Raw genomic sequence first — 25,845 nt, forward strand, 5'->3', positions numbered from 1 at the left:
GACAGGTTTTTTCAGGAGTGGAACAGTCTGACTGTGACAGATCTCACAATGTGTCTTTCGGCCTCTCGGTTCAGCCCCCTGTTAGCCTCCGATCGTGACGCGCACGCCGTCGCCGATGGCTTCGGCCTTGAGGATGATGGAGGAGGCAGGAACACCGCGTTCGATCAGGGCGCGGGCGACCACGCGGGCGCGGAGCAGGCCGAGGGCGATTTCACGGTTCTGATCCGCAGGGGCAAGAGCGGCATCCGCGCTCATGAAAGCGCCGAAGCCCCGGATGGTCAGGGGGCGGTTGCCGCGCTGTGAGACGATATGCTGGTAATCGCCCTGTGGGTTGCCCATGACGTGGTCGGTGGCGGGCTGAAAGCGGATCAGGGTGCCTTCGGGAGTTGAAGTGTCGATATCTGGCTGGACGGGATCGCTCAGCATGGCGTCACGCGGGAGGTCGAACCCCGGAAACTGCGGCGGTGGGGGCGGGAGGTCTCCGATTTTCGGAAATTCGCCCGGAGGGGTTGGCGGGATGGATTTGGCCACCACGGGAGGAAGTTCGGCTTCCGGGGCGGGGGGCTGTGCCTGAACAGGGGGCTTCTTTACCAGAGCCTGAGCTGGCGCAGGAGAGGCCGTGGAGGGTGTGTCGGGTGCCGGGTTGATGGCCGACGGGCTTTCGGGCTCCGGCTGGCCAACGGTTGTCATGGTCATGCCGCTCTGTTCGGCGTTGGCGGTCGTCACGGCGGCCGGTGTGGGTTTGGGCGGCGGCGGGATGGTCGGCAGAGCGCCCTGAGCAGCACTTTCGCGCTGGGCGAGGTTCCGCTGCGCCTCAAGGCGGGTCGTCAGCGACAAACGGGCTTCCGGGGTCGGGAGGTTCGGTGCCTGCGTGGGCGTGCGGCCGACATGGGGGTAAGGCAGGTTTTCTCCCGGCGGAGGGGCGCGCAGTTTTGCGATTTCGCCGCCTTCGAAGCCATGCCACCAGCCGGTGACGGTATCGGTCATGTCCCGATGCTGGCAGGCCGTCAGAAGTGGCGCGGTCATCAGCAGGAGAAACGGGATTTTTCCCGCAGTTCTGCGTGTTGCCGCTGTCATGGGCTGCCTGCTGATCCCTGGGGCCACTGTGCCGTTCCTGCCGTCTTTGGAATGTCGAAATATGGCGGACACTAGCCGTTCGGAACGGGGATGGCGAGTGGTCCTGTCCACCTGAGACGGAAGGAGGACTTGGCACCGACGAAAACGAAGCGCAGGATAGGGGATATGAAGATGCATGCTGGATCTGGAAACGATATGGATATCACCAGAATGAACCCGACCCGCCTGGATGACGAGCCGGATGCTCCGGAGCGCGAAACCCGCGAGGAAGACAACAAGACGCTGAACAGCCCGATCAGCGAGCTTGAAGGCCGTCTGTTCGATCAGCGGAAAGTTCTGATTTTCGGCGGTATCAACGACAAGATCGCCCGTGACGTGACGGGTCGTCTGCTGGCGCTGGCCGGAACGTCCGACAAGCCGATCGATGTCTATGTGAACTCGCCGGGCGGTCATGTGGAGAGTGGCGACACCATCCATGACATGATCCGCTTCGTGGATTCGATTGCGCCGATCAACATGATCGGGACCGGCTGGGTCGCTTCCGCCGGAGCGCTGATTTATGCGGCTGGCCGTCCCGAGCGGCGCGTCTGTCTGCCGAACACGCGCTTTCTGCTGCATCAGCCGATGGGCGGGGTGCGCGGTCCGGCCACGGATATCGACATCGAGGCGCGCGAGATCATCAAGATGCGCGAGCGTCTGAACCGTCTTTTCGCCAGAGAAACCGGGCAGACCTACGAAAAGATCGCCAAGGATACGGACCGCAACTACTGGATGTCGGCGCAGGAAGCGATCGAATACGGGCTTGTGAACCGTATCATCAATTCTGCGACCGATCTGAAGTAAAACTACAAGCTCCAAGGGGCACGGCGTGTCTTCGGGCACGCCGCGAAGACCATCATGAAAAGTCTGGCCGAAATCTATTCCCATCTTCCCGACGCACCGTCGGAGAAGACGCTAGAGCGCGTTGACTACGAAGCGCGCCACTGGAGCAGCCCGATCCAGGGTCCGCTCAAGCCCGGTACGGAAGAACACAAGCGGGCTGTCGCTGCGATGTTCCGCGACACGTTCAATCCGTACAAGCCTTCCGTGATCGACTGGCCTGAACTTGATCCGGAGACGCTGCATCGCATCACGTCCCTGCCGATCTGGGATATTGCGGTCCAGACCGAAGGTAAGGCACGTCTGCGGATGGCCGCCTATGCGGACATGATCACCGATCCGGACATGAAAGACGCGCTTTCGCGGAATGCGTGGGAAGAGAACCGGCACAAGGAAGTTCTGTCCAAGCTGGTCGAGGCCTACAAGATTCCGATGGCACCGGAGCCTCCGTACATCACGCCGAAAGACACGGAATGGGCCTATCTGGTCACGGGTTTTTCGGAATGTGTGGACAGCTTCTTTGCGTTCGGACTGTTTGCCCTCGCCGAGCGGGCCGGGCTGTTCCCGCAGGAACTGATCGAGACGTTCGAGCCGGTGATGCAGGAAGAATGCCGCCATATCCTGCTGTTTGCGAACTGGCTGGCCTGGCATCGGGCGACCATGCCGGTGTGGAAGCGGCCTTGGTTTGAACTGCGTGTGATCGGGGTGTGGCTGTTCCTCGCCTATGAGCGCATGGGGCTGGCCCGCTCGATTGACGAGAATGGCGACGAGCACACTCAGGACAACAATTTTACTGTCACGGGTGCCAAGGACATGACGGCCATGGACGTCAAGGTTCCGGACCTCATGCAGCTCTGTCTGGATGAAAACGACCGCCGATTTGCCGGCTATGATCCAAGACTGCTACGGCCGACGACGACCCCGGCGATTGCACGCGCGATCATCAAGGGTGCGAAGCTCTGGGATCGGGTTCGCAACCGGGTTGCCGCCTGAGCGGGCTTTTTCGCAAGAGACGCAGGCAATAAAAAAGGGCTCCGTTACGGGAGCCCTTTTTCGTTTCAGTCTTCCGAAGCGCCGTCTGCGTCGGGTTCGGGGTCCGTCATCAGAGCGTCGGCGAGAACACCGGCTTCGGCACGGATACGCCGTTCGATTTCGGAGGCCATTTCCGGATGGTCACGCAGGAACTGCTTGGCGTTCTCACGTCCCTGACCGATCCGCTGGCTGTCGAAAGAGAACCATGCGCCGGATTTCTCGACGATGTTGCCCTTCACGCCCAGATCGAGCAGTTCGCCCATCTTACTGATGCCTTCGCCATACATGATGTCGAATTCAACCTGACGGAACGGGGGGGCCATCTTGTTCTTGACGACCTTGACGCGGGTCTGGTTGCCGACGACCTCGTCCTTGTCCTTGATGGAACCGATGCGACGGATGTCGAGGCGAATGGAGGAGTAGAACTTCAGGGCGTTGCCACCCGTGGTCGTCTCCGGATTGCCGAACATCACGCCGATCTTCATGCGGATCTGGTTGAGGAAGATCACGAGCGTGTTGGAGCGCGAGACCGTTCCCGTCAGCTTGCGCAGAGCCTGGCTCATGAGACGGGCGTGCAGACCAACATGGCTGTCGCCCATGTCGCCTTCAAGCTCGGCGCGCGGGACGAGAGCCGCAACGGAGTCCACGACGAGAACGTCCACGGCGCCGGAACGGACGAGCGTATCGGCGATTTCCAGAGCCTGTTCGCCGGCATCCGGCTGGCTCAGGAGAAGATCGTCGATATTGACGCCGAGTTTGCGGGCGTAGCCGGGATCAAGGGCATGTTCGGCATCGATGAAGGCGACGGTGCCGCCCTTCTTCTGGGCTTCGGCCAGAACATGCAGGGCAAGTGTGGTCTTGCCCGAGCTTTCCGGGCCATAGATTTCGACAATGCGGCCGCGGGGCATGCCGCCGATCCCAAGCGCAATATCCAGCCCGATGGAGCCGGTGGAAATCACATTCGTTTCCACTTTTGGCCGTTGGCCCATGCGCATGATCGAGCCCTTGCCGAAAGCACGCTCAATCTGGCTGAGTGCGCCTTCAAGCGCCTTGGTCTTGTCCATTCAATCCTCGCAATAGGTTCGGGCTGGCGTTTGGAGACCACGATAGACCGGGCAGTCATTCTCGCAAAGTGCCATGTCAGTCATGGCTGTCGCCTGCCTGTGTTCGCAAATGTTCTTCTGGGACGCATATCATGTCTGCACCCTGTGACGCCAAGGGGAAGACAGGCTTTGGTGGAAGTTTTTTTTCCTGTGCGAGGGGCAGGCTTACCTCAAGGGGGCGGAAAGGCCTGCGGGGCGTTTGAGTTTCCACACATAAGCGATGATGGCCGCGACAACCTTGAAGTGCTCGGCCGGGATCTCGCTTTCCAGCGGGAGGGTGAAGAGGGCACGGGCCAGAGGCGGATTGGCGACGATCGGGACGCGGTTGTCCTGTGCGATTTCCCTGATTCTGGCGGCGACGTCATCCATGCCTTTGGCTACGATTTTCGGAGCGCCACCTTTGCCTTTTTCATAGACAAGAGCGACTGCGTAGTGCGTCGGGTTGGTGACGACCACGGTGGCTGTCTTGACGGCGGCCATCATGCGTTGTCTGGCGGCTTTGGCTCGCAAGGCTTTCTGGCGGCCTTTCACATGCGGGTCGCCTTCCGCATTTCGATACTCGTCCTTGAGGTCTTCGCGGCTCATTTTCAGCTTGGACATATGGCGAAAGCGCATCCAGAAAAGATCGAAGCCCGCGATTACCAGTTGTGCGCCGATCATGGAGGCCGCGGCACTGAATCCGAGATCCGTCATCATTTTCAGGAGGGGGCCGGGTTCCAATCCGACCATGCGTGACGCGGTTGGAATGGCGTTTTTACTGATATGCCAGAGAACTACGGCGAAGATTGCGAATTTTGCGAGGGCCTTGAACGTGTCCGGCAGGGTTCCGCCGCCTGCAATGCGCTTGAAGCCGGCGAGGGGAGAGACCCGTTCGAGTTTGGGGAGCAATGAGCCGGGGTGGATGAGAAAGCCCGTTTGCAGAAATCCGGCACCGAGACAGAAGGCGGCCACGGTGGCAGCTAGGGGTACGGCGAGAGACAGGCCGGCTTCAATGGCGTGATTCGTACTGTTCAGCAAACCGCCCTGTGCCATCGGGACGGTGCCTGCATTGGCCATGAGGGCTTTCATGCTGTGGACAAAATCCGTCACGAGGTAGGGCAGGATCATGAAGATTCCCGAAAATCCTCCCAGAAGAGCCACGAAACTCATGGCCTCGCGGGACATGACGATCTGGCCGTCCTCGCGCGCTTTCTGGAGGCGGTGGGCTGACGGGGCTTCTGTTTTGTCGTCGGAGTCAGACATCGTTCAGAGGCCCGGAAGGGCCCGGAGGACGTCGAAAGCCTGTCCCTGCCAGATGGCGATCATGGTGCTGAGGGTGAGGCCGAGAAGGGCGATGCCGCCCAGAAGTTGCAGGGGGCTGGCGGCGTTGTAGATCTGTAGCGTCGGCAGAAGGCGCGTCATGATGCCCAGCATGCCTTGCCAGACAAGGGACAGGATCAGGAAAGGGGCGCTGAGCTCCAGCCCCAGAGCGAAGCTGTGTTCCGTGAGCTGGATGACACCCTGTGCGGAATCGCCCAGCAGGTTCCAGTGCGCATGTGTGTTGGTTAGGAGGAGCGCACCGCCGGGAGGGATGAGGGTATAGCTACCGAGGATGGCGCGGATGGGCAGAATATAAGCCCCCGTCACGAGTAGCACGAGCGGCGCCAGAAGGTTGAGGAAACGGGCAGGAGCGGAACTGCCGGACCCGAGATCCGGATCGGGCTGAAGGACGCTGGAAATGCCCATGCAGACTGCAATGATCTGACCGGCAATTGGCAGGGCCATACAGATCAGTCGGGCCATCCAGCCGATCAGAACCCCCGCGAAAAGTTCGACGGCGATCATGCCGCACAGGGCGACAGGCGCGAGTGCGTCCAGATGTGTCTGCATGAGCAAGGGGGCGACGAGCGGAAGGAGCAGGACTGTCAGCGTGATGGCGCATCCGGCGCGGACCATCATCGGCATGGACTGTTCACCAACGCCCGGCATGAGCATGACGACCCCGCCAGTACGGGAGAGAACCAGCACGAAAGCGAGGGCCCAGACGCTCAGAACCGGGCCGCTGAGGTCAAGGCCCTGAAGCGCTATAGGGGCTGCTGTATTGGCAAGACCCGTGTTCACAGGACGGTTTCTTTGAGTGCGCGCATGTCAGTCAAATCCGGGTCTGAAAGGCGGCAGCCTCAGGTCGTGCCGACGAGAATGAGCTGATCGAAGAGGTGTCGGGCAAAACCGATGAGCGTCGCGGTCATGAAGGACCCTGCCATCACCATGACGGCCCCGATGGCCAGAACCTTTGGAACAAAAGACAGCGTGGCTTCATTGAGCTGCGTTACGGCCTGGACCAAGGAGACCAAAAGGCCGACGCCAAGCGCGGTCAGGAGGGCAGGGGCGCTCAGTTTGAGAGCAACAATGAACGTCTGCTCCAGAATGGCGCCCAGATCGATGGCCTGCATGGTCAGATCGTCATTTTCATCACGTCCTGATACGCCTGCACCATGCGGTCGCGGATCACGGTCGTGGTCTGTAGGGCAAGCTGTGCGTTTGAAATGGCGGTGACGATCTGGGTCATGTCGCCACCGCCTGTGAGGCCTTGCGCTGCCTTGGCTTCGGCATCATGGCCGCTGTCGATCACGCTGTTGACGGACTGCGAGAGGACGGATCCAAAATCTGTGCCCGAACTGCTGCTGCCTGCTGTGGATGGAGTGCGAAGGCCGTCCGCAATATCGTCCGTCACGCCCTCAAGGCGGCTCTGGAGGCTCTGGACGGCGTAGGCGTTGTGAGCGTGGGAAAGGGAGGTGAGCATCTGGGTTACTTCAGCAGGTCGAGCGTGCGGGACAGCATGGTCCGGCTGCTCTGCATGGCGTTCAGGTTGGCTTCGTAAGAGCGCTCGGCTTCGCGCATGTCCATCATCTCGGTCATGGAATCCACGTTGGAAACCTTGACGTAGCCGCGCTCATCGGCGGCGGGATGGGACGGGTCGTAACGGGTGTCGAAATCCGACATGTCCTGACCGATATTCTGGACGCCGACGGTTGAGGCACCGCTTTCGTTGTCCACCTGTTCGGCAAAGGTGATGGTTTTGCGGCGGTAAGGGTCTGCACCCGGCTGGGAGCCGGTTGTATCCTGATTGGCGAGGTTTTCCGCAACAATACGCAGGCGCTGGGACTGTGCGTCCATGCCGCTTGCGGAAATACCGATGGTGGTGGACAGGTTCATCCGTCAGCGTCCTTTATTTGCCGAGCGCTGTCTGGAACATGCTCAGATATTTGGAATAGACGTTTACAGCGAGGTGCTGCTGGTCGTTCACATCCGCGACCTGTTCCATCTGCTGGTCCAGTGAGATCTGGTTTCCGTCTAGAGACTGTTCCGACGACGTTTCGATGACGTGCGCGCGAGAGGCGGTGTATCCGATATGATTGGGCTGCGTGACGGTTGGTGTGATGTCGAATTCGCCCAGAGCGGCTTCGAACGGGGAGACGTCTTTGGCCTGATAGTCCGGCGTATCGGAATTGGCGATGTTGCCAGCCAGCACCTGCTGACGGGCCTGAAGCCAGTTCATGCGGTCACGGCCCAGAGAAAAGAGGTCGGTGCCGCCTGCGCTTGTTGAGTCGATGTTCCGCATCGCGACAGTCTCCGTCATGCAGGAACCGGGAAAATGCCGGCGAGGGGCATGATGGCGTGAAATCTTTAATAAATGGTTGCCTGAGCCGCAGATTCGGGGGTGGGCGACCGATATGCATCGCCTGTTTTGAGGAGTGCCGTCCGCCTCCTGCGTGAAATTCGTCATCAATTAAGCGGTCATTAACCGATCTTGGGCATCATGCCGGGGAATGAGGATGACTGACCTATGACCCTGCATGAATGCGCGAACGCGATTGCCGCGCTGATTTTTATTGTTGTGCTGATTTTCTGTAGCCGGCCCCTGTTGCGGTTGCTGGAGCAGAAAAAAAATGGCGCGCGGGGCGGGCAAGCTGGGTTGTCACTTGTGGGGCAGATGGCACTTGACCGGACGCGGCGTCTTTCAGTTGTGCGGTATGGCACGCGGGAAGTTCTGGTTCTGACGGGGGGCAATCAGGACATCCTGATGGACTGGACGGAGCGGGAGACGTTTGCCTCGGCGCTGGATGACTCCGCTGTGGAGGACGTGGCGTGAGGCAGGCTCTGATGCGGTTTGGAGCATTTTTGCCGTTTGTGATGCTGCTCGCGTGCGTGTGTGTGCCGTCGCTGGCGCATGCGCAGTCCGTGAGCATTGATCTGGGGCAGAACGGAGCGACGGGGGGAGCTGGGACGACCAGTCGTCTGGTGCAGCTTACGGCGCTGATTACGGTTCTCTCTCTGGCGCCGAGCCTGCTGGTGATGATTACGGCGTTTACGCGGATCGTGATCGTTCTGTCGCTGCTGCGCAGTGCGCTTGGCGCGCAGGGGACGCCGCCCAATACGGTTCTGATCGGGCTGTCGCTGTTTCTGACTCTATTTGTGATGCAGCCGACGCTTCAGAAGTCGTGGGATGCGGGGATCGAGCCGATGATGGCGGGGCGTGTTGGGGAAATGGAGGGGATGACGGCGGCGGCCCAGCCGTTTCACGACTTCATGGCGGTGACGGCGCGGCCTGCGGATGTGGCGACGTTCCTCAATATTGCGCATGAGAAGCCGCCTGCGAAGATCGGCGATACGCCTTGGCGTGTGCTGGTGCCGGCCTTCATGATCGGGGAGTTGCGGCGCGGTTTTGAGATGGGATTTCTGCTCTATCTACCGTTTCTGGTCATCGATCTGGTGGTGTCCAGCGTGTTGATGAGCCTTGGCATGATGATGCTGCCGCCGAGTACCGTGTCGCTTCCGTTCAAGCTGATCTTTTTCGTGGTCGTTGACGGATGGTCACTGGTCGCGGGAAGTCTGGTGCGAAGTTTTACCGGATAGGGTCCGGAGATGAAAAAGCCCCGCCGATTCAATAATCGGCGGGGCTTTTTTTGTTAGTGGGCGCTGTCGTTTGTGGTGCCTGCCGCGAGGCCTGCAGCGCGGGGGTCGGTGACGCCGCGGCACGAATCGTCGCCATGGCAGACAATCGCGTTGATGCGACCTGCGCCTTCATGGGGGATCGGGGCGTCATGGGCGGCGGCACGGGCTGCGTCTCCGACAGCGTCCGCGGCTTCGTTCTGGCCTGAAGCCGCAATGACGGCGCGCAGGCTGCGTTGGTCATGCAGGATTGCAGCGGAAAGCAGGGGCTGTGGCGTGCGGGCCGGGGAGGCGCTGAGGACAACGCCGGTGCTGCCAGCGATGCGGCCTGTTCCGAACAGGTTGTTTTCGCTCAGGGCGCAGGCGACGGCCATACCGGAATGGTCGGTCACGACGAAGGATGTCGAAGCGGGAAGGGGCGGCAGGTTGCCGCTGCCGGAACGGCCGCTGTCGAGGGCTGCCTGAGCGGCGGCGAGGGTCGTGTTGCCGGAGGCACGCCATGCGGCGACAGCACCCTGTGCGGAAGCGCCCGTCGTGTAGCGGATCGCCGCGCCGAGGCCGCCATCGGCGGGTGGGGCGAGGAATGCGGCGTTTATGCCGCCCTGATGGGTCGTCAGGGCGTCCGTCTGGACGGGAAGGGTCTGACGCATGTTGTCGTCATTCAGACCGCCGCCTGCTTTCTGAGCGGCAGTGACGTAAACGTCGGCGAGGGCGCCGTTATAGAGGTCGCCGACGCCTGCGACGCGGATGCGCTCTAAGAAGCCTGCGAGGCGTGGCTGGGCCAGACTGTCGCCGGCGGCGAGCGTGTTGGCTTCGCCGCGTCCGAAAATGGCGCGCGCATTTTCATCCGCGAGAAGGGCCGTGTGGACGGCGGCCAGATCGGTTGCCAGAGCGCGGCTGACGGTAATGCCGGTGCTGGCGAGATTCAGGGCCGGGGCGATCAGATCGTTGAACTCGACCGTGCCGAAATGGAGCTGCATCAGATACAGGCCACGGAAGCTGGCAGGTGTGCCGGCCGGGCGGTCGGCGCCTTTGCTGGTGCCGGGGTGGGGCAGGAAGGAAATGGACTGCGCCGCTTCGCCGGGTCGGCTGATCAGGCAGGCTCCGCCGCCGCCATAGGAAGCACGGGAGGGCAGGGTAACGCCGAGGGCGAGGGCCGTGGCGGTTGCGGCATCGGCAGCGTTGCCGCCGCGGGCCAGCACGTCATGGCCGACCAGTGCGGCCTGAGGCTCGTCTGCGACGACTGTGCCGATGCTGCCGCCTGCGGGGGCGGCTGTTTCGCTGATGCCCACGAGGTGGGAGCCCGGGATCCACGAGCAGGCGCCCAAAAGCAGGCCCGAGGCCACCGAGGCCATCAGTGAGGCCGGGAGACGGGACGCGATGCGACGGGTCTGTGTGGCGTCCGGGGTGGAAATCTGGTGCTGACGATGCGCCACCTGGCGTTTCTCCAATGTCTGGTCACGACTGTCCGGCCTCGTGGCCTTTGCGGAGGACGGGCGCGGGCAGACGGGTCTGCGCCGTGGGTCCGGTTCCGGCTCTTGTTCCCTCATAACGGCAATCTGCGGTTTGTGGGAGGGGCGAGTTGGTGTCTTCTCTTTGCGGTGGACGTTCTTTATGGCGTATGGATCAGACATTCTGTCTTTCTTTCAGCTGATCCGGAGCTTTCCATTGAAACACCATCTGCTTGCCACGGCGTCTGCTGTTGTTGCCGGAATGGCCTTTCTTGTGGGCGGACAGGCTCTGGCGGCTCCGGTCACGTCCTTCACGCCAGCCCAGCGCGCCGAGATTGTCGGCATCATGCGCGACGCATTGCAGAACGACCCGAGCATCCTGACGGATGCTATTCGCTCAATCCGTGAAAAGGCCGAGGAGCAGAAGCAGGATTCGACGCTTGCTGCTGTGAAGGCGCATCAGTCCGAGCTTCAGAGCGCTCCTGACTTTGCCATCCGGGGCAATCCGCATGGGAAGGTCACGGTGGTGGAGTTCTACGATCCGCGCTGTTCGTACTGCCGGTCCATGATGGGCGAGGTGGATCGTTTCCTGAGCCGTCATCCGGATGTGCGGCTTGTCGAGAAAGTCGTGCCGGTTTTGGGGAGCAACAGCGTTCTGGACACGCGGGCCATTTTCGCGGCCAGTGCGCAGGGCAAATATGACGTCATGCGCAAGGCGCTGATGGAAGACACCACCAAGCCCAGCATGGAGCGGATCGTCGCTCTGGCGCAGGCCAATGGTCTGGATGCGAAAAAGCTGACGGCGGATATGAGCTCGCCCCAAACCGTGGCGCTGATCACGACAAATCTGGATCAGGGACGCGCGGTTGGTCTGGATGGGACGCCGACCTTCATTTTTGGTACGGCGGCTGTCGCGCCGGGGGCGCTTGAGGCAGATCAGATGGATGCGTTTTTGGAGCGTGCGCGTAAAGCCTGAGGGTTTGGGTACGAGAAATCCTTGCTGAAAAGTTAAAAACGGCTGGTGTTTTTAACGTTCGCGAAGGGAGACTTTGTGAACGTTAAAGGAACTCGTGCGGAACCGGTTTTCCGGGGTTTGGCAAGCGCGTATTTGCCGGTATGGTTTTCCTGTTTTCGTGAAACGGCGTTCTTCTGATCCTGACGAAGTCGTTTCGGACTTTTGACGTGCTCCACTGGTATGATGGTGTATGAAAGACGACAGACAGTCCGGCGCGGGGAGCAGCGCTGGTGGGGAACGGGGATCCGGGGTTTCTGGCGCAGCAGGAGGGCAGGACGGGCCCTGTGCTGAGGAGCCGGACCGGCGGGCTTCTGGGGGAACGCGCCTGAGGCGGTGGTTCCGGCAATCGCTGGTGGTGCGATGGGCCGTCTTGGGCGTTTTTAACCGCAGCCGTTCCCCCGTTTTGAAAAAAGCCCTGGTTTTTCAGGCGACGCAGGTTCCGGCGTATTTTCAGACTGCGTTCAACAGGGGGCAGCTGCGTTCCCTGAGGCTCCTTTTTCCCATTCATCTTCTGGCGCAGGCGGTGAGCGCGCCGGTGGTGGCGCTGGGTGTGTGGTCATCGAGTTGGTGGCTGGCCCTTTTCCTGTTTGTGGGGATCGAAGGCGCTTTACTGCTCTGGTTTTCCCGGGTTCAGCCAAATATCAGAAGTATGCGGAGCTTTGCGGATTACGCGGCGATCCGCAGGGCGTTGCGGGTGTTGAACGGGGCGCTGGGGCTCGTCTGGTTCGTTTTCATTATTCTGGTGTTTCGGCTGCATTGTGAAGACATCCATCTTCTGACGCTTGGTGTGTGTTTTGGGCTGATGGCGCCCCTTCTGCTCTGTGCTCCGGTGAGTGGAGCCGTTGAGGCCATGGTTGTCCCGATCATCGCAGGGGCCTATGGGGCGCTGCTGGAGGGCTGTTTTTACCGGTCGGTCCTGTTTACGGCGTCGTTCTTTCTTATGGCGACGGTGTGCGGGCTTTTCGTTGTGGGGATCAACCGGCTGGTGGGTGTTCTGCTGTGGCGGATGCAGATGGCGCGTCTGAAACAGCGGGAGCAGGCAGATATCCTGTCGCTTCTCACGCGGCGCTCTGCGGCACCGACCGGGCGCTGGCTCTGGGAGACGGACGAGGCGGGTGTTCTGCGCAACCCATCGGCGGGGCTTTGCCGGATTCTGGGGCGTGATGAAACGCAGATCGCGGGCAGGACGCTGGCAAGCCTGCTGGAGATACCCGCGGCCAGCTTTGATCAGTCTGGTTCGATCTCTTCAGAACGACATCTGGCGTATTGTCTGACGCATCGGCTGGCGTTTCGGGAACTGGTGGTTCGGGCCGTGGCCGGGTCAGACGCGCGTTGGTGGATGCTGACGGGAGAGCCGGTGTTCCGGGGCGGAGTGTTTCGGGGATATCTGGGAGTGGGCGCCGACGTGACGGCTCTCCAGCGTGTGCGGGAGCGGCATTTTCATCGCGTGCGGCATGATGCTCTGACCGGGTTGCCGAACCGGCTGGCCTGTCAGGAGCATCTTCAGAAAAGGCTTCTGGAGACGATGCGTGGCGCTCAGGCGTTCGTGGTCGTTCTCATCTCGCTGGATGTTTCCAGTCTCGGGCGGCGACGTGTGGTGACGCCGGACGAGGCTGCAGAGGTTCTTCAGAAGAGCCTTTCGCGACTGAAGGCCTGTCTTGCACGGAATGTCCCCGCCCATCTGAACGGCGCGGAGGGATGTTTCGTAGCGCGGTACGGCGCGATGGATCTGGCGGTTGTGACAGGAATTCCGGTCGAGCGGAAACGCCAGTTTCTTGAGGCGCTGGCGCTGGAGATTCTGTTGACGCTGAGCGGCGCTGTTAGCATAGCCGGGGATGTCATCGACGTGGAGCCCGCGATTGGTATGGCGGTATCGACGACCGGTGACGGTGAGGTGCTGGTGGAGGCTGTCGAGACAGCGCTGCGGGATGCGCGGGGAGAGCGGGTCGGGCGTTACAGCATTTTTGATCCGTGCGAGGAGATGGCGGGAAGCCGTCAGCAGAGTCTGTTCAGGGATGTGCGCCAGGCTTTGCGGCAAAAAGCATTCGCGCTGGTGTATCAGCCCATCGTCAATGCCCAGACCGGGATGGTGATCGGATTTGAGGCGCTATCCCGCTGGAAAGGGGCAGGGCAGAGGAATCTGTCGATCGGGAAGGTCATCGACACGATTGCCGAGACGGGAGGCGGGCTGGAGTTCGATTTCTGGGTTCTGGAAAATGCGTGCCGGGCGGCGCGGCGCTGGCCTGTGCCCTTATGGGTTTCGGTCAATATGACGGCGACGCATTTTTCTCTCCCCGATATTGCGGGGCGTATCTTCCAGGTTCTGGCGCATACGGGGCTGGAGGCCCACCGGTTGCAGATCGAAGTGACGGAGACGCAGGCGCTTGAGGTCGGGCCCCGTGTGCACCATGCTTTTCGCGAACTGGAATTCAGGGGTGTTGGAATTGCGCTGGATGATTTCGGCAAAGGATTTTCGACGCTGATGTATCTGCGACAGTTTCCGTTTTCCAAGATCAAGCTGGATGCGGCCTTTATTCAGGACATGTTGCAGGATGCGCGTAGCGCGGCCGTGGTGCGGAATGTGATTGCGCTGGGACGGGATCTTGGCGTCGCGGTGACGGCAGAGGGCGTCTCGTCGCCGGAGCATTGCCGGCATTTGCAGGAGCAGGGCTGTACGGAAGTTCAGGGGTTCTATCTGGGGCGCCCGGTTCCGGAGGAAGACGTGCCGCTCTTCTGGGGGCGCCGGGTGGCGGATCTGTCCTGAAAAGATATGTGGAGACTGTGGATGGGAACGGCAGCATGAACCGGTTTGGAAACGGGCAGGTGGCGGTCATGGGGATTGTGAACATCACGCCGGATTCCTTTTCTGACGGAGGCCGCTTTTTTCGGCCTGAAGCGGCTCTGGCCCATGGGCGGGCGCTCGTGGCGGATGGGGCGGAGTTGCTGGACGTGGGGGCCGAGTCCACGCGGCCGGGTTTCGTGCCGGTTGCGGCGGAAGAAGAATGGGCGCGTCTTGCGCCGGTCGTGGGGCAGTTGGTCGAGGATGGAGTGGTCGTTTCGGTGGACACGACCAAGGCGTTCGTCGCGAAGCGGGCGCTTGAGGCTGGTGCGGCGGTCATTAACGATGTCTGGGGGTTGCAGGCGGACCCGGACATGGCCTCGGTGGTGGCGGATTCGGATGCGACGGTGATTGTGATGCATAATCGCCATGACGTGGACGAGGCGCTGGATCTGCGCGCGGACTGGCGACGTTTCTTCGATCGATCGCTGGAACTGGCGGAAAAGGCCGGGATTATGCGCGATCGGATCGTGCTGGACCCGGGTGTGGGGTTCGGCAAGACGCAGGCGCAGAATGTGGAGGCCGTGGCGCGGTTGGGCGATCTGCGGGCCGACTATGGGCTGCCAGTTCTGCTGGGGGTGTCGCGCAAATCCATGTTCGGGCATTTTCTGGGGCGTGCGGCGTCCGAGCGGCTGGCGGGGACGCTGGCGACCCATTTGTATGGGGTGGAGCAGGGCGCTGCGATCCTGAGGGTGCACGACGTGCGCGAGCATGTGGATGCGTTGAAAATTCGTCAGATTCTAAAGGATGTCCGATGATTGTGCCTCCCCTGACGTCCGTTTTCGTGCGGGATCTGTGTCTGTTTGGCTATCACGGAGTGCTGCCCGAAGAGACGCGGATCGGGCAGCGTTTCGTGGTGGATATCGAGATCCGTGCGGACCTGTCGGGTGCGATTGCAGGAGATGATTACGAACAGGCCGTCTGTTACGGGACGCTGTGTGATATCGCGTCGGACATCGTGACCGGAAAACCGCTTCAGCTCATCGAGACGGTCGCCGGGCGGATTGCGGAGAGTGTGCTGGCGAAGCTGGAGCGTGTGGAGTGGGTTCGGGTTGAAGTCCGCAAGCCTTCCGCACCGGTGCCGTATGTGGTGTCAGGGACGGCCGTGATGGTGGAACAGGCCCGGGCTCATGAGGTTGCGGTCTCTCTGGGCAGCAATCTTGGAGAGAGGGAGGCTGTTCTGGCGGCGGCGGTGGATCGGCTGTCGCTTGTGGACGGGCTGGAGATTGTGAAGGTGTCGTCGCTGTATGACAGTGCGCCCTGGGGCGGGGTGGAGCAGCCGGCATTCGTCAATATTTGTGCGACCGGACGGACGACTCTGGCGCCTCATGCGCTTCTGCGGGAGTGCAAGGCGATCGAGGCGGAGCTGGGACGTGTGCCGGGCGTGCGCTGGGGCGCGCGGGCCGTGGATATTGATGTTCTTTATTATGGCGCGCGGGAGGTTCGGGACCGGGTTCTGACGTTGCCGCATGCTTGTCTGTTCGAGCGGGCTTTCGTGCTGGAGCCGCTGGCGGAAATTGATCCAGATCATGTCATTGGTGGACGTCGCGTGCGGGACGCGCTAGCAGTCCTGCCGCGGAGCCCGGGGGATGTGACCCGGCGCGTCCCTGATGGCACGGGCCGTTGGGGCATAGAGGAGCCTGAACCCGCATGACCAACCTGAACGCCACGACCGTAGCCACCGCATCGGCCTATCAGTCGGACAATCAGGAGAGCCTCTCGTCCGAGGAGCGTCGTCCTATGGGAGCGTTGCCGCTGCCTGCGGATGCGGAAGTGCGGATTGCGGGGGCCGTGCGGCAGATTCTTGAGGCGCTGGGTGAAAACCCGGATCGTGAAGGCCTGCTCGATACGCCACAGCGCGTGGCGAAGATGTATCTGGAAGTGTTCAGCGGCCTGCATCAGGACCCGCGGGATCATCTGAAGACGCAGTTCTCGGCGGACCGGCATCATGGTGCGGTGATCGTCAAGGATATCCGCTTCCATTCAATGTGCGAGCATCATCTGCTGCCGGTTTATGGCAAGGCGCATGTGGCCTACCTCCCGGCGGGAGGCCGTCTGACGGGCCTGAGCAAGATTGCGCGGCTGGTGGAAGGCTTTGCGCGTCGACCGCAGCTTCAGGAGCGTCTGACGGACCAGATCGCGCAGGGCATGGAAGATGTTCTGGCGCCGGAAGCCGTGCTGGTCGTGATTGAAGCCGAGCATATGTGCATGAGCATGCGCGGCGTGCGCTCGCCCGGTTCCACAACCGTGACGTCCATCGCACGGGGAAGCTGGCAGCACGACAATGCGGCCCGGATGGAGATTATGTCCCTTCTACGCGGATAATCCGCGCCGGGCATTTCGGGACAATCTGAAAAACGGATGATTCTTCAGGGCTTTTGAGGCCTGCGTTTCTGCGCGTGGATGGCTTGCGAATCAAAACGCGGACTTATATGGTCTGCGTATGGCACTTTATGGCGCAAGCACCGAATACGTCCTGCACAGCCTGTTGTGGCTCGTGGAGCATCCCGAACCGGTCAGCAGTCTGGATCTGGCGGAGCTTCAGGACATTCCGGCGGCCTTTATCGCCAAGCAGCTTCCGAAGCTGGAGAAGGCCGGGATTCTTGCGGCCTCCGAAGGGCTGAGGGGCGGCTACAGGCTGGCCCGCCCTCCGACGCAGATCAGCGTGTTGGACGTTGTGGACGCGGCTGAGGGCCGGAAGAGCCTTTTTAACTGTCAGGAAATTCGCGGGCGTTGCGTCCTGTTCGACGACATGCCGCCGCAATGGGCCACGAAGGGCGTGTGCAGCATTCATGCGGCCATGTTGCGGGCCGAGCAGACCATGCGCGAGGAACTGGCGCGGACATCTCTGGCCGATCTGGCGTCCTCTGTCCGGGACAAGGCGCCTCCCGCGTTTCTGGGAGAGGCGCAGGGATGGCTTGAGAACCGCTCCCAGACACGCCGGACCAGCAAAGTCCGGCAGCGACGGTCTGCGGATACGGACTGATTTTTTCACATCCAACATCGGGATACAGAATGATGCGTCGTTTTATTGCGCTTGGCGCCTTGGCTTTGTGCGTCTGCACGTCGTCCCTTCATGCCGAAACGAAGGTCACGCCGCTTCTGGCCCATGATCTGCCGGGCATACCGGGAAAAGAAGGGGCCATGCTGACAGTCGATTATCCGCCCGGCGGGTCGGACCCGATCCATCGGCATGGCGCTTCGGTGTTCGTTTATGTGTTGCAGGGCAGTGTCGTCATGCAGGTCAGGGGTGGAAAGCCTGTGACCCTGCATCCGGGGCAGACGTTCTTTGAGGGGCCGGATGATGTGCATCTCGTCGGACGCAATGCCAGCCAGACCGAGCCTGCCCGTTTTCTTGCGTTTTTCGTCAAGGACAAGGCTGCGCCGTTCGTCTTGCCCGCGAAGTGACGTCTGAAGGAAACGGACCATGAAAATTCTGCTGGCTGGGGCAAGCGGTGCTGTGGGGCGCCCTCTGATCGCGCGTTTGGTGAAGGCGGGGCATGAGGTCTGGGGGATGGTGCGTCGGGTTGAAAATGCGCCTGTCCTTCAGGAACTGGGCGCACGGCCGGTGGTGGGGAATGCGCTGGATCGGGCGGAGATGTTCGCTCTGCTGGAGCGGGTGCGGCCGGAGGTTGTGATCGATCAGTTGACGTCTTTGCCGTCCAGCCCGTTCGATCTGGCGCAGCGGTTGCCTGCGGACCGGGTGCTGCGTCTGGAGGGCGGGGGCAATTTTCATGATGCTGCCCGGGCTGTGGGTGTGCGGCGTTATGTGCAGCAGTCCTGCGGGTTTTACCTGAATGGTGAGGGGGTGCTTGCGACTGAAGACTCGCGGTTGAGAACGGATGCTCCCGGCGGGATGGGGGAGAGTGCGCAGATGTATGAAGCGCTGGAACAGCGCGTTCTGGACGATGGCGTCATGGACGGTGTCGCGCTCAGATACGGGTTTTTCTACGGGCCGCGCACCTGGTACTGGCTGGATGGTGCGTTCAGCCTGCATGTCCGCAAGGGTGAGGTGCCTGTGATTGGAGCCGGGCAGGGCGTGTTTTCGTTCATTCATGTGGACGATGCGGCGCAGGCAACGGTTGCGGCTCTGGAGGCACCTGCTGGGATCTATAACGTGGTTGATGACCAGCCGACCGCGCTGTCCCGATGGTTGCCAGCCTATGCTGCGTGGGTTGGGGCCGATGCTCCGCCGCACATGGATGAGGCCGATACTGTCAGGCGGGGCGGTGAAGAGAGCGTCTATTATCAGAACAGTCTGAGTGGAGCCTGTAATCGCAAGGCGAAGGCGCTTCTCGGACTTGAGCCAGCAAGAGTGCCTTGGTTGAACGTCTGACATCACGTTTTCTCGAGGCGCATGGACTTCCGGTGCGACAGGGGCATGCTGTCCTTGCGGCTGCGGTTCTTCGTGTTTGGCTTCGGCTTTTCCGCAGGCATCAGCATGAAGGAATGAGCCCATGTCGTTTGGAAATCGCGCCTTTCAGGCCCTGACACGTTATGCGCTGGCGTATCAGCAGGATGAGTGGGGTTGGGAGATCGGCCCACATACCTATGGCGTCCCCGCTGTTCTGGAAGCCGGGGAGGCCGGGCTGCGAATTGGCGACTACTGTTCGATCGGCCCCGGTGTCACGATCATTCTGGGGAATCACCGGGCCGATCTGGTCAGCACCTATCCGTTCAAAACGCTCTCGCATTTCTGGCCTGCTGCCGAGGAGGGGCAATACGATCATTCCAGCAAGGGAGAGGTCGTGATCGGCAATGACGTCTGGATTGGAGCGCAGGCTACGGTCATGTCTGGCGTGACGATTGGTGACGGTGCCGTGATTGCCGCGCAGGCGCTCGTGACGAAATCGGTACCGCCTTATGCGATTGTGGGGGGTAATCCGGCAAAAGTGATCCGGTACCGGTTTTCGGAAAGCATCATTGCGCGACTGCTGGCGCTGGCCTGGTGGGAATGGCCGGAAACTCTGGTGAAAGAGCGCTGCGGAGCGCTGATGAGCGACGATATCGAGGCGTTTCTGGCGCTTTATGAAAATGGTCAGAACGGCTCTGAAGACAGCTGATCCTGATTTGGTGAGCGGTGAGCCGCTTCATCGGGTGTCGGGGGTGCGCTATGATTTTCCGAAGCTGTCGGGCAGGAACCATTCCGGGCGTCGGCGCGATTGGACTGTGTCGGGAAACGCACTGCGAGGCGGGGTGATCCGTGGGGTCCTTCGGGAGCGGTGACGGTTTTCCTGTATCGAAGGGGATCTTGATGAGCACCGCAGACAAGATGATGTCACAGATGGCCAACAAAGGCGGGTTTATTGCCGCTCTGGACCAGAGTGGCGGTTCCACGCCGGGCGCGCTGAAGCAGTATGGTATTGCCGAGAGCGACTATTCCGACGAAAGCCAGATGTTCGCGCTTATGCACGACATGCGGGTTCGGATCATCACGGCGCCTTCCTTCACCGGCGACAAGGTGATCGGGGCCATTCTGTTCGAGCGCACGATGGACGGCGACGTGAACGGTGAGCCCGTTCCGGCCTATCTGTGGCGCGAACGGGGCGTTGTGCCGTTTGTGAAGATCGATAAGGGGCTGGAGGCGGAAGCGGACGGCGTTCAGCTTATGAAGCCGATGCCCGATCTGGATGCCCTGCTGGCGCGTGCGGCCAAACTGGGCGTTTATGGAACGAAAGAACGCTCCACCATTCGCCTGCCCTCCGAAAGCGGCATTCGGGCCATTGTTCGCCAGCAGTTTGCTGTAGCCGAACAGGTTCGTAAGCATGGGCTGGTGCCCATTCTGGAGCCAGAAGTGCTCATCAAGAGCCCGGACAAGGCCGCGTGTGAGCAGCTTCTGCATGATTATGTCCTTGAAGAGCTGCAAAAACTGCCCGAGGACGCCCGGATCATGCTGAAGGTCACGATTCCGGAAGTTGCGGACCTCTATGACGATATTGCGCGTGATCCGCGGATGGTTCGGGTTGTGGCGCTGTCAGGAGGCTATCCGCTGGATCAGGCCTGCGAGAAGCTGCGGCACAACCACCGGATGATTGCGAGCTTCTCCCGCGCGCTGATCGGTGATCTGCGGCATCAGATGGATGATGCACAGTTCGATGCTGCGCTGGGAGAGGTGATCGGGGAAATTTACGACGCTTCGGTCCATAAGGCCTAAAGCTTGGTCCGGACGTCAGGAAATGCTGGCGTCCGCTTTATTCCACCAGCACTGTTCCGGGGGCCTTGAGACGGCGGGCAGGTAATGCTGTGGGTTGCCGCCGAGGCGCACAGTGTTGGTGGGGGTTTCTTCCAGTTCGATTTCATGAACGCGCAGAATGTCGCCCTGATCCGCGAGAATGGCGGTCAGTTTAGCGAGCATGAGGGCTGCCATCAGTTCCGTTGTCGGGTCGCCGGGCGTGACGACGATCCGGCTGGCGCGTTCGGGTTCATTGGCGCGGAACCAGGCGAGCAGCGGGTCTGTTTCAGAAAGCTGGAGCGCGTGATCGAGGCTGTTGTCTACGAAATGGTGCCAGCGTGTCTTGGCTTCTGCAAAGGGTAGGATCATGTTCGCATGGCCGTCCAGCCGGGTCTGTTTGGCCGGACGCAGCGTGACGCGGACATATTCGTTATGGCCATGCGGGATGGCGCAGCGTTCGCTTGATCCGGTAATGAGCCGGTGGCCCATGCAGAAACGCCGCGTAAAGACGAGTTCGGCGGTCATACGGCGCCTCCGTGGCGGCTCTGCTGGTAGCGGCGCCATCCGTCGGCCCGCAGATTGCAGGCCGGGCAGGTGCCGCAGCCATAGCCCCAGTCATGCTGATGCGCACGATCGCCCATATAGCAGGAATGGCTGTCCCGGTTGATCAGGTCCACGAGGGGCTGGCCGCCAAGCTGCTCGGTCAGGTCCCATGTCTGGGCCTTGTCGATCCACATCAGCGGCGTATGCAGCACGAAACGCTGGTCCATGCCGAGGTTCAGGGCGACCTGCAGGGCTTTGATTGTGTCGTCGCGGCAGTCTGGGTAGCCGGAATAGTCGGTTTCGCAGACGCCGGTGACGATGTGGCGCGCATTGCGGCGAACGGCGAGGGCGGCGGCGAAGGTCAGGAAAATGATGTTGCGGCCCGGCACGAACGTGTTGGGCAGACCGTTTTCGCTCAATCCGATCTCGGCTTCGCGGGTCAGGGCCGTTTCGGACAGCGCGCCGAGTGAGGCGAGGTCGATCGTGTGATCGTCGCCGAGGCGTGCTTTCCATTCCGGCGAAAACGCGGCCATCTGCTCGCGCAGGGTGTCGCGGCATTCGAGTTCGATGGCGTGGCGCTGTCCGTAGGCGTATCCGACCGTCTCGACCCGATCGAAGCGGGAGAGGGCCCAGGCGAGGCAGGTTGCGGAATCCTGCCCGCCGGAGAACAGGACGAGCGCAGTGTTGCTGCTGATGGCCGTGTTCGTGCTCATGGTCAGGGGATTCCGATCAGCTTGTGCGTCTGGAGCGACAGGCGCCAGCGCGGGTGGCGCAGACAGTATGCGACGGCGGCCTGTGTGTTGGCGATGCGGTCGGGGCCGTCCATGGGCTGAAGCCAGAAATGCCGGAAGGACAGTGTCTCGAACAGTTCGGGCGGCAGCTCCGGCTGGGGGTAGATCAGCTTGAGTTCCGCGCCTTCGGTCTGGACGAGCGTGCTGTTGGGTTTGGGGCTGACGCAGACCCAGTCGATTCCGGCAGGGGCTGCGATCGTGCCGTTGGTTTCCACGGCGATTTCAAAACCCTGAGCCTTCACGGCGGCGATCAGCGAATCATCAAGCTGGAGCAGAGGTTCGCCGCCGGTGAAAACGACATAGCGGCGACCGCTGTTATCGGCGGTGCCGGTCCAGCAGGCCGCGATGGTGGCGGCCAGAGCCTCGGCGGTGTCGAAACGGCCACCGCCTTCGCCATTCGTCCCGATGAAATCGGTATCGCAGAACGTACAGGCGGCCGTGGCGCGATCCTGTTCGCGGCCCGACCACAGGTTGCAGCCCGCGAACCGGCAGAACACCGACGCACGGCCTGTCTGTGCACCCTCGCCCTGGAGGGTCACGAACATTTCCTTCACAGCATAAGACATGACCGCAGCATGTCGGCGAGGATGGCGCAGGATGCAAGGGAAATCATCATGTCGGGCTGAAGGTGTTCTGCGAAGTGGGATGTTTCGCGGGCAAGGGGGATGGGCAGCGCCTGCTTTCATGGTAGGGAAGGCGCATGGAAGACATGAATGCCCGTTCTCCTGTTCTGACCCTTGAGCCTCTGCGCGGCTGGGGGCTCGTCCGCGCCGCGTGGAGCGATCTGCAGGCGGGCCTGCGGCTGTTGCCGCTGGCCGTGACGCTCGGCTGGCTGGATATCAAGATGCGATATCGCGGCTCCATTCTGGGGCCGCTGTGGCTGACGTTGTCCACGGCTGTCATGATTGGCGCGATGGGGGTGGTGTACGGCTATCTCTTCCACATGGATCTGAAAGCCTATCTGCCGTTCCTGTCACTTTCGATCGTGTTGTGGGGATATGGCGGGACCGTCATCAACGATGCGGGGACAGTCTTTACGCAGAGCACGTCCCTGTTCCATGCGATGCGGATTCCGGTCAGTCTGCCCGTCACGCAGGTGATTGTCAGGAATCTGCTGATTCTGCTGCATAACATGGTTGTCGTTGTTGTCGTGTTTGCGGTTTTCCATGTCTGGCCGCAGCAGATCTGGAGCCTGCTGTTCAGTCTGCCGCTCTGGATCGTGGACAGTTTCTGCGTCATTCTGTTGATCGGGATGTTGGGCGCGCGGTTTCGGGACATTGCGCCCATCGTGGCGTCTCTGATGCAGATTTTCTTTTTCGTGACGCCGGTGATCTGGAAGCCGGAACTGATCACGACCGGACGGCACTATCTGTTGCTTGATCCGTTTTATCCGCTGCTTGAAATCGTGCGGGCCCCGCTTCTGGGCCAGACGGTGGAGTCCATCGTCTGGGAAGCGGCTCTCGGGCACAGTGTGCTTCTGTGGCTTCTGGCAGCCATTCTGTTCTGCCGGATGCGGTCGCGCATTCCTTACTGGATCTGATCTGATGCCCGGGATTGTTGTTGATCGCCTCTGTATCGATTTTCCGCTGTATCATGGGCAGAGCCGCTCCCTGAAGCGGCAGGTCGGCAAAACGCTGGCCCGGTTTGCGCCATCATCGCCTTCGGCGCATCTGATGCATGATCTGCGGGAGCGCACGATCGTGAGCGTGCTGCGGGAGATCAGTTTCACGCTGAATTCCGGCGAGCGGCTGGGGTTGATCGGCAGCAACGGCGCCGGAAAAACCACATTGTTGCGTGCGCTTGCGGGCATTTATGAGCCTGTTGCGGGACGCGTACAGCTTGATGGAACGATGCGGACGCTGCTGGACAGCAGTCTGGGCATGAATCCCGAACTGACGGGGCGTGAAAACATTCGCCTCAAGGGACGCTATGAGGGCCTCTCACGCCAGAAGATTGAGCGGATCGAGCAGGACGTACAGGATTTTGCCGAACTCGGCCCTTATATGGACATGCCGATGAAGGTTTACAGTGCGGGCATGAGTGTCCGACTGGCCTTTGGTCTGGCAACAGCGTCTTCTCCGCAGATCCTGCTGATGGATGAATGGTTTCTCGCGGGGGACGGGGTGTTCATGAACAAGGCCAAGGCGCGCCTTGAGGAACTTGTCCAGCAGGCGGAAATCCTTGTGTTGTCCACGCATCAGCCCAAGATCATGCGGCAATGGTGTACGCGCGTCATCTGGCTTGAGAACGGACATATCCGCATGGACGGCACACCAGACGAGGTTCTGGACGTTTATCTGGAAGAGGCGGGCTGAGGGCCTGTCTCAGCCGCCTGTACCGAAACGGGCGAGCGCCCATGTCGTGCAGAGATATAGAACGATCGTCAGCGCGCATCCTGCCAATAGGGCGAACCAGAACGGCAGCCCTGCCCGGAGCAGTCGCGGAATCAGCAAAAACATGGGTAGCGAGGGCAGCACATACCAGAATGTCGCTTCCGCATGACGGCTCATGACGATGCGGTCCGGCTTTTCCAGCCACAGCCAGATCATGCCCAGAACCGATACGAGCGGCAGGGACGCAATCAGCGCACCAAAGCCGGGATAGCGCCGCGCAATACTGGAGGCGGAGGCGATCAGGAGCCCTGAAATCAGGCATTTTAGAATGAAGAACAGCATAGTCTTCCCTAAAAACGGGCAGTGGCTTCTTCAGAGTTTTTTTGGAGAATGTGGCCAACTCCATGAGAGGAGTGGCGCGAGTGACGGGGCTCGAACCCGCGACCTCCGGCGTGACAGGCCGGCGCTCTAACCAACTGAGCTACACCCGCAGAGACACTTTTCAGTGTCTTGGGACCTTCCGTCTGGAAGCTGTTTGGCTTCCTCTTGGTCGGTGGCGGTGATGTATCAGCCTGCCTGTGGGGTGACAAGAGGGTTTTTTGAAAAAAAAGCCTTTCGGATCAAAAAACTGCCTTGCCCGGGAGGAAAGGGGCGTGTCCTGTGTAACGGAACGATACAGGCGGGAGAGCCTCATGAAGTTGGGACGACTGGCGGCACTGCTGTTTCTGGGGACGGTGTTGGCCGGGTGCGAGACGGGGCCGCACCAGTGCAAGCTGATTACGAGCGGGAACATGCCGGTGCTGAATGACTGGGGTAGCCCGATTGTGCGGGCCGCGATCAACGGGCACCCGGTTGCACTTATTGTCGATACGGGGGCGTTCGCCACGACGGTTGGACAGAGCTTCGTCGAACCTCTGGGTCTGAATGATATGGGGAGAACGGTTCTGATCCATGGTGTTGGAGGTCAGGACTATGGACGTGTCGTGACGATCGACACGCTGGACATGGGGAGTTCTAAAGCCACCAACATCGCAGTTGCCGGTGCCGGAAAATTTGTCGGAAAGGTTGCTGGCCTTCCGGTCGTGGGGGTGTTCGGGCGTGATTTTCTTGGGCGCTACGATACGATTGTGGACATGCCTTCACACCGTGTCCGGCTGGTTGAGACGGAAGACTGTGATATCCCCACGCCGGGATGGGAGGGGCATATCCACGTCGTGCCGATCAGCCATATCTATAATGAAGGCCATAAAACCACGCTGGAAATACGTCTGAACGGCCATTCGGTTGATGCAACGCTGGATACGGGAGCCTCGACCACCCTGATCAGTCTGGACGCGGCCCGGGCAGCGGGTGTGACGCGTGCGATGCTGGAAAAAGATCCTGTTTCAACCGGATATGGGCTGACGCGAGATCCTGTGAAAAATTATCTCCATCATTTTGAGACACTTCAGGTGGGGGATATCGTTTTTCACGATGTCTCTCTGAAAGTGGGGGGAGGGTTGCCCGATACGGATGCGCTCCTCGGGGCCGATGTTCTGAAACATTACCGGATCTGGATCCCCCGTTACGGCAACCGGATGTTTGTTCAACACGATGTCGATATTCCAGCCCCCTCTTACTGAGACTGTCTGAAGGCGCATTAACGGAGTTTCAATCAACTGTTCTCTAGGAAGGAGAT

At 60.9% G+C, this 25,845-nt stretch carries 30 protein-coding genes and 1 tRNA gene; 17 read left to right on the plus strand and 14 right to left on the minus strand.

What is annotated here, in order from left to right:
• Positions 1 to 81 precede the first annotated feature (81 nt).
• Positions 82 to 1,077: a hypothetical protein gene (locus tag JK208_RS00365; protein WP_211573934.1), complete on the minus strand. Its 996-nt coding sequence runs from the start codon at positions 1,075 to 1,077 to the stop codon at positions 82 to 84.
• A 165-nt stretch (positions 1,078 to 1,242) separates the two neighbouring features.
• On the opposite strand from JK208_RS00365, the gene JK208_RS00370 reads away from it, so the two are divergent.
• Both JK208_RS00370 and JK208_RS00375 read left to right on the plus strand, forming a co-directional pair.
• Positions 1,243 to 1,920, plus strand: a complete 678-nt coding sequence (locus tag JK208_RS00370; protein ID WP_194261786.1) for an ATP-dependent Clp protease proteolytic subunit — start codon at positions 1,243 to 1,245, stop codon at positions 1,918 to 1,920.
• Positions 1,921 to 1,974: 54 nt separating this feature from the next.
• Entirely contained in the window at positions 1,975 to 2,949 is a 975-nt protein-coding gene (locus JK208_RS00375; protein ID WP_211573935.1) for a ferritin-like domain-containing protein, read from the plus strand.
• Between the two features lie 65 nt (positions 2,950 to 3,014).
• Here JK208_RS00375 and recA read toward each other — a convergent pair whose 3' ends face one another.
• The 7 genes from recA to JK208_RS00410 form a co-directional block, all read right to left on the minus strand.
• Entirely contained in the window at positions 3,015 to 4,052 is a 1,038-nt protein-coding gene (gene recA / locus JK208_RS00380) for a recombinase RecA (RefSeq protein WP_194261788.1), read from the minus strand.
• 204 nt (positions 4,053 to 4,256) lie between these two features.
• A complete protein-coding gene (locus JK208_RS00385; protein ID WP_211573936.1) occupies positions 4,257 to 5,333 on the minus strand; it encodes a flagellar biosynthesis protein FlhB in 1,077 nt (358 codons plus the stop codon).
• A 3-nt stretch (positions 5,334 to 5,336) separates the two neighbouring features.
• Positions 5,337 to 6,191, minus strand: a complete 855-nt coding sequence (locus tag JK208_RS00390; RefSeq protein ID WP_349291947.1) for a flagellar biosynthetic protein FliR — start codon at positions 6,189 to 6,191, stop codon at positions 5,337 to 5,339.
• Positions 6,192 to 6,250: 59 nt separating this feature from the next.
• A complete protein-coding gene (locus JK208_RS00395) occupies positions 6,251 to 6,523 on the minus strand; it encodes a flagellar biosynthetic protein FliQ (RefSeq protein ID WP_194261790.1) in 273 nt (90 codons plus the stop codon).
• Between the two features lie 2 nt (positions 6,524 to 6,525).
• Entirely contained in the window at positions 6,526 to 6,873 is a 348-nt protein-coding gene (gene fliE / locus JK208_RS00400) for a flagellar hook-basal body complex protein FliE (protein WP_194261791.1), read from the minus strand.
• A gap of 5 nt (positions 6,874 to 6,878) precedes the next feature.
• Complete coding sequence (flgC, locus tag JK208_RS00405) at positions 6,879 to 7,286, minus strand: flagellar basal body rod protein FlgC (RefSeq protein ID WP_194261792.1); 408 nt, start codon at positions 7,284 to 7,286, stop codon at positions 6,879 to 6,881.
• Positions 7,287 to 7,299: 13 nt separating this feature from the next.
• The gene (locus JK208_RS00410; RefSeq protein WP_249201852.1) at positions 7,300 to 7,710 is read right to left on the minus strand and encodes a flagellar basal body protein; all 411 of its coding nucleotides are present in this window, start codon (positions 7,708 to 7,710) and stop codon (positions 7,300 to 7,302) included.
• A 207-nt stretch (positions 7,711 to 7,917) separates the two neighbouring features.
• On the opposite strand from JK208_RS00410, the gene JK208_RS00415 reads away from it, so the two are divergent.
• Together JK208_RS00415 and fliP are read left to right on the plus strand one after the other, a co-directional pair.
• Positions 7,918 to 8,223 carry a flagellar biosynthetic protein FliO gene (locus JK208_RS00415; RefSeq protein WP_211573938.1) on the plus strand — a complete coding sequence of 102 codons (306 nt, stop codon included), beginning with the start codon at positions 7,918 to 7,920 and terminating at the stop codon, positions 8,221 to 8,223.
• A gap of 11 nt (positions 8,224 to 8,234) precedes the next feature.
• Positions 8,235 to 8,987 (plus strand): flagellar type III secretion system pore protein FliP, encoded by a 753-nt coding sequence (fliP, locus tag JK208_RS00420; RefSeq protein WP_211574304.1) that lies wholly within the window; start codon positions 8,235 to 8,237, stop codon positions 8,985 to 8,987.
• Between the two features lie 53 nt (positions 8,988 to 9,040).
• Here fliP and JK208_RS00425 read toward each other — a convergent pair whose 3' ends face one another.
• Positions 9,041 to 10,459: a gamma-glutamyltransferase gene (locus JK208_RS00425; protein ID WP_211573939.1), complete on the minus strand. Its 1,419-nt coding sequence runs from the start codon at positions 10,457 to 10,459 to the stop codon at positions 9,041 to 9,043.
• A gap of 232 nt (positions 10,460 to 10,691) precedes the next feature.
• Between JK208_RS00425 and JK208_RS00430 the strand changes: the two genes are divergently transcribed.
• The 10 genes from JK208_RS00430 (at position 10,692) to JK208_RS00475 (ending at position 20,482) form a co-directional block, all read left to right on the plus strand.
• On the plus strand, positions 10,692 to 11,450 hold the full coding sequence (locus JK208_RS00430) for a DsbA family protein (RefSeq protein WP_249201853.1): 759 nt from the start codon (positions 10,692 to 10,694) through the stop codon (positions 11,448 to 11,450).
• Between the two features lie 229 nt (positions 11,451 to 11,679).
• On the plus strand, positions 11,680 to 14,253 hold the full coding sequence (locus JK208_RS00435) for a bifunctional diguanylate cyclase/phosphodiesterase (RefSeq protein ID WP_211573941.1): 2,574 nt from the start codon (positions 11,680 to 11,682) through the stop codon (positions 14,251 to 14,253).
• Positions 14,254 to 14,288: 35 nt separating this feature from the next.
• Positions 14,289 to 15,086 carry a dihydropteroate synthase gene (folP, locus tag JK208_RS00440; RefSeq protein ID WP_211573942.1) on the plus strand — a complete coding sequence of 266 codons (798 nt, stop codon included), beginning with the start codon at positions 14,289 to 14,291 and terminating at the stop codon, positions 15,084 to 15,086.
• Positions 15,083 to 15,982 (plus strand): 2-amino-4-hydroxy-6-hydroxymethyldihydropteridine diphosphokinase, encoded by a 900-nt coding sequence (gene folK, locus JK208_RS00445; RefSeq protein WP_211573943.1) that lies wholly within the window; start codon positions 15,083 to 15,085, stop codon positions 15,980 to 15,982. The genes folP and folK overlap by 4 nt, the downstream gene beginning before the upstream one ends.
• On the plus strand, positions 15,979 to 16,653 hold the full coding sequence (folE, locus tag JK208_RS00450; RefSeq protein ID WP_249201854.1) for a GTP cyclohydrolase I FolE: 675 nt from the start codon (positions 15,979 to 15,981) through the stop codon (positions 16,651 to 16,653). The genes folK and folE overlap by 4 nt, the downstream gene beginning before the upstream one ends.
• Positions 16,654 to 16,771: 118 nt before the next feature.
• Positions 16,772 to 17,314 (plus strand): Rrf2 family transcriptional regulator, encoded by a 543-nt coding sequence (locus tag JK208_RS00455; protein WP_211573944.1) that lies wholly within the window; start codon positions 16,772 to 16,774, stop codon positions 17,312 to 17,314.
• Between the two features lie 29 nt (positions 17,315 to 17,343).
• A complete protein-coding gene (locus JK208_RS00460; protein WP_249201855.1) occupies positions 17,344 to 17,736 on the plus strand; it encodes a cupin domain-containing protein in 393 nt (130 codons plus the stop codon).
• Between the two features lie 19 nt (positions 17,737 to 17,755).
• Positions 17,756 to 18,664 carry an NAD(P)-dependent oxidoreductase gene (locus JK208_RS00465; RefSeq protein ID WP_211573945.1) on the plus strand — a complete coding sequence of 303 codons (909 nt, stop codon included), beginning with the start codon at positions 17,756 to 17,758 and terminating at the stop codon, positions 18,662 to 18,664.
• A 121-nt stretch (positions 18,665 to 18,785) separates the two neighbouring features.
• Positions 18,786 to 19,391 carry a CatB-related O-acetyltransferase gene (locus JK208_RS00470; protein ID WP_211573946.1) on the plus strand — a complete coding sequence of 202 codons (606 nt, stop codon included), beginning with the start codon at positions 18,786 to 18,788 and terminating at the stop codon, positions 19,389 to 19,391.
• Between the two features lie 191 nt (positions 19,392 to 19,582).
• Positions 19,583 to 20,482: a fructose bisphosphate aldolase gene (locus JK208_RS00475; protein ID WP_211573947.1), complete on the plus strand. Its 900-nt coding sequence runs from the start codon at positions 19,583 to 19,585 to the stop codon at positions 20,480 to 20,482.
• A gap of 15 nt (positions 20,483 to 20,497) precedes the next feature.
• Here JK208_RS00475 and JK208_RS00480 read toward each other — a convergent pair whose 3' ends face one another.
• Genes JK208_RS00480 through queE form a run of 3 tightly spaced genes read right to left on the minus strand, consistent with a single transcriptional unit; the run spans position 20,498 to position 22,400 of the window.
• Positions 20,498 to 21,025: a 6-carboxytetrahydropterin synthase gene (locus JK208_RS00480; protein WP_211573948.1), complete on the minus strand. Its 528-nt coding sequence runs from the start codon at positions 21,023 to 21,025 to the stop codon at positions 20,498 to 20,500.
• Positions 21,022 to 21,756: a 7-cyano-7-deazaguanine synthase QueC gene (gene queC, locus JK208_RS00485; protein ID WP_211573949.1), complete on the minus strand. Its 735-nt coding sequence runs from the start codon at positions 21,754 to 21,756 to the stop codon at positions 21,022 to 21,024. The genes JK208_RS00480 and queC overlap by 4 nt, the downstream gene beginning before the upstream one ends.
• A gap of 2 nt (positions 21,757 to 21,758) precedes the next feature.
• Positions 21,759 to 22,400: a 7-carboxy-7-deazaguanine synthase gene (gene queE / locus JK208_RS00490; protein WP_211573950.1), complete on the minus strand. Its 642-nt coding sequence runs from the start codon at positions 22,398 to 22,400 to the stop codon at positions 21,759 to 21,761.
• 134 nt (positions 22,401 to 22,534) lie between these two features.
• Here queE and JK208_RS00495 point away from each other — a divergent pair, with 134 nt between their 5' ends.
• Both JK208_RS00495 and JK208_RS00500 read left to right on the plus strand, forming a co-directional pair.
• Positions 22,535 to 23,374, plus strand: coding sequence for an ABC transporter permease (locus JK208_RS00495; protein WP_194261806.1), 840 nt, complete (start codon positions 22,535 to 22,537; stop codon positions 23,372 to 23,374).
• Positions 23,375 to 23,378: 4 nt separating this feature from the next.
• Positions 23,379 to 24,149: an ABC transporter ATP-binding protein gene (locus tag JK208_RS00500; protein ID WP_211573951.1), complete on the plus strand. Its 771-nt coding sequence runs from the start codon at positions 23,379 to 23,381 to the stop codon at positions 24,147 to 24,149.
• A gap of 9 nt (positions 24,150 to 24,158) precedes the next feature.
• Here the strand turns inward: JK208_RS00500 and JK208_RS00505 are convergent, their stop codons facing one another.
• Together JK208_RS00505 and JK208_RS00510 are read right to left on the minus strand one after the other, a co-directional pair.
• Entirely contained in the window at positions 24,159 to 24,509 is a 351-nt protein-coding gene (locus JK208_RS00505) for a DUF3147 family protein (protein ID WP_211573952.1), read from the minus strand.
• 72 nt (positions 24,510 to 24,581) lie between these two features.
• A tRNA-Asp gene (locus tag JK208_RS00510) sits at positions 24,582 to 24,658 on the minus strand.
• Positions 24,659 to 24,859: 201 nt separating this feature from the next.
• Here JK208_RS00510 and JK208_RS00515 point away from each other — a divergent pair.
• The gene (locus tag JK208_RS00515; RefSeq protein WP_211573953.1) at positions 24,860 to 25,789 is read left to right on the plus strand and encodes a retroviral-like aspartic protease family protein; all 930 of its coding nucleotides are present in this window, start codon (positions 24,860 to 24,862) and stop codon (positions 25,787 to 25,789) included.
• Positions 25,790 to 25,845 lie beyond the last annotated feature (56 nt).

The organism is Gluconobacter sp. Dm-74 (assembly GCF_018256135.1).
Taxonomy (GTDB): Bacteria; Pseudomonadota; Alphaproteobacteria; order Acetobacterales; family Acetobacteraceae; genus Gluconobacter; species Gluconobacter cadivus.

Coding starts and splice junctions, on each gene's coding strand:
- JK208_RS00365 (WP_211573934.1), bottom strand. CDS start 1,077: ATGACAGCGGCAACACGCAGAACTGCGGGAAAAATCCCGTTTCTCCTG.
- JK208_RS00370 (WP_194261786.1), top strand. CDS start 1,243: ATGAAGATGCATGCTGGATCTGGAAACGATATGGATATCACCAGAATG.
- JK208_RS00375 (WP_211573935.1), top strand. CDS start 1,975: ATGAAAAGTCTGGCCGAAATCTATTCCCATCTTCCCGACGCACCGTCG.
- recA (WP_194261788.1), bottom strand. CDS start 4,052: ATGGACAAGACCAAGGCGCTTGAAGGCGCACTCAGCCAGATTGAGCGT.
- JK208_RS00385 (WP_211573936.1), bottom strand. CDS start 5,333: ATGTCTGACTCCGACGACAAAACAGAAGCCCCGTCAGCCCACCGCCTC.
- JK208_RS00395 (WP_194261790.1), bottom strand. CDS start 6,523: ATGCAGGCCATCGATCTGGGCGCCATTCTGGAGCAGACGTTCATTGTT.
- fliE (WP_194261791.1), bottom strand. CDS start 6,873: ATGCTCACCTCCCTTTCCCACGCTCACAACGCCTACGCCGTCCAGAGC.
- flgC (WP_194261792.1), bottom strand. CDS start 7,286: ATGAACCTGTCCACCACCATCGGTATTTCCGCAAGCGGCATGGACGCA.
- JK208_RS00410 (WP_249201852.1), bottom strand. CDS start 7,710: ATGACGGAGACTGTCGCGATGCGGAACATCGACTCAACAAGCGCAGGC.
- JK208_RS00415 (WP_211573938.1), top strand. CDS start 7,918: ATGACCCTGCATGAATGCGCGAACGCGATTGCCGCGCTGATTTTTATT.
- fliP (WP_211574304.1), top strand. CDS start 8,235: ATGCGGTTTGGAGCATTTTTGCCGTTTGTGATGCTGCTCGCGTGCGTG.
- JK208_RS00435 (WP_211573941.1), top strand. CDS start 11,680: ATGAAAGACGACAGACAGTCCGGCGCGGGGAGCAGCGCTGGTGGGGAA.
- folP (WP_211573942.1), top strand. CDS start 14,289: ATGAACCGGTTTGGAAACGGGCAGGTGGCGGTCATGGGGATTGTGAAC.
- folK (WP_211573943.1), top strand. CDS start 15,083: ATGATTGTGCCTCCCCTGACGTCCGTTTTCGTGCGGGATCTGTGTCTG.
- folE (WP_249201854.1), top strand. CDS start 15,979: ATGACCAACCTGAACGCCACGACCGTAGCCACCGCATCGGCCTATCAG.
- JK208_RS00455 (WP_211573944.1), top strand. CDS start 16,772: ATGGCACTTTATGGCGCAAGCACCGAATACGTCCTGCACAGCCTGTTG.
- JK208_RS00460 (WP_249201855.1), top strand. CDS start 17,344: ATGATGCGTCGTTTTATTGCGCTTGGCGCCTTGGCTTTGTGCGTCTGC.
- JK208_RS00465 (WP_211573945.1), top strand. CDS start 17,756: ATGAAAATTCTGCTGGCTGGGGCAAGCGGTGCTGTGGGGCGCCCTCTG.
- JK208_RS00470 (WP_211573946.1), top strand. CDS start 18,786: ATGTCGTTTGGAAATCGCGCCTTTCAGGCCCTGACACGTTATGCGCTG.
- JK208_RS00475 (WP_211573947.1), top strand. CDS start 19,583: ATGAGCACCGCAGACAAGATGATGTCACAGATGGCCAACAAAGGCGGG.
- JK208_RS00480 (WP_211573948.1), bottom strand. CDS start 21,025: ATGACCGCCGAACTCGTCTTTACGCGGCGTTTCTGCATGGGCCACCGG.
- queC (WP_211573949.1), bottom strand. CDS start 21,756: ATGAGCACGAACACGGCCATCAGCAGCAACACTGCGCTCGTCCTGTTC.
- queE (WP_211573950.1), bottom strand. CDS start 22,400: ATGTCTTATGCTGTGAAGGAAATGTTCGTGACCCTCCAGGGCGAGGGT.
- JK208_RS00495 (WP_194261806.1), top strand. CDS start 22,535: ATGGAAGACATGAATGCCCGTTCTCCTGTTCTGACCCTTGAGCCTCTG.
- JK208_RS00500 (WP_211573951.1), top strand. CDS start 23,379: ATGCCCGGGATTGTTGTTGATCGCCTCTGTATCGATTTTCCGCTGTAT.
- JK208_RS00505 (WP_211573952.1), bottom strand. CDS start 24,509: ATGCTGTTCTTCATTCTAAAATGCCTGATTTCAGGGCTCCTGATCGCC.
- JK208_RS00515 (WP_211573953.1), top strand. CDS start 24,860: ATGAAGTTGGGACGACTGGCGGCACTGCTGTTTCTGGGGACGGTGTTG.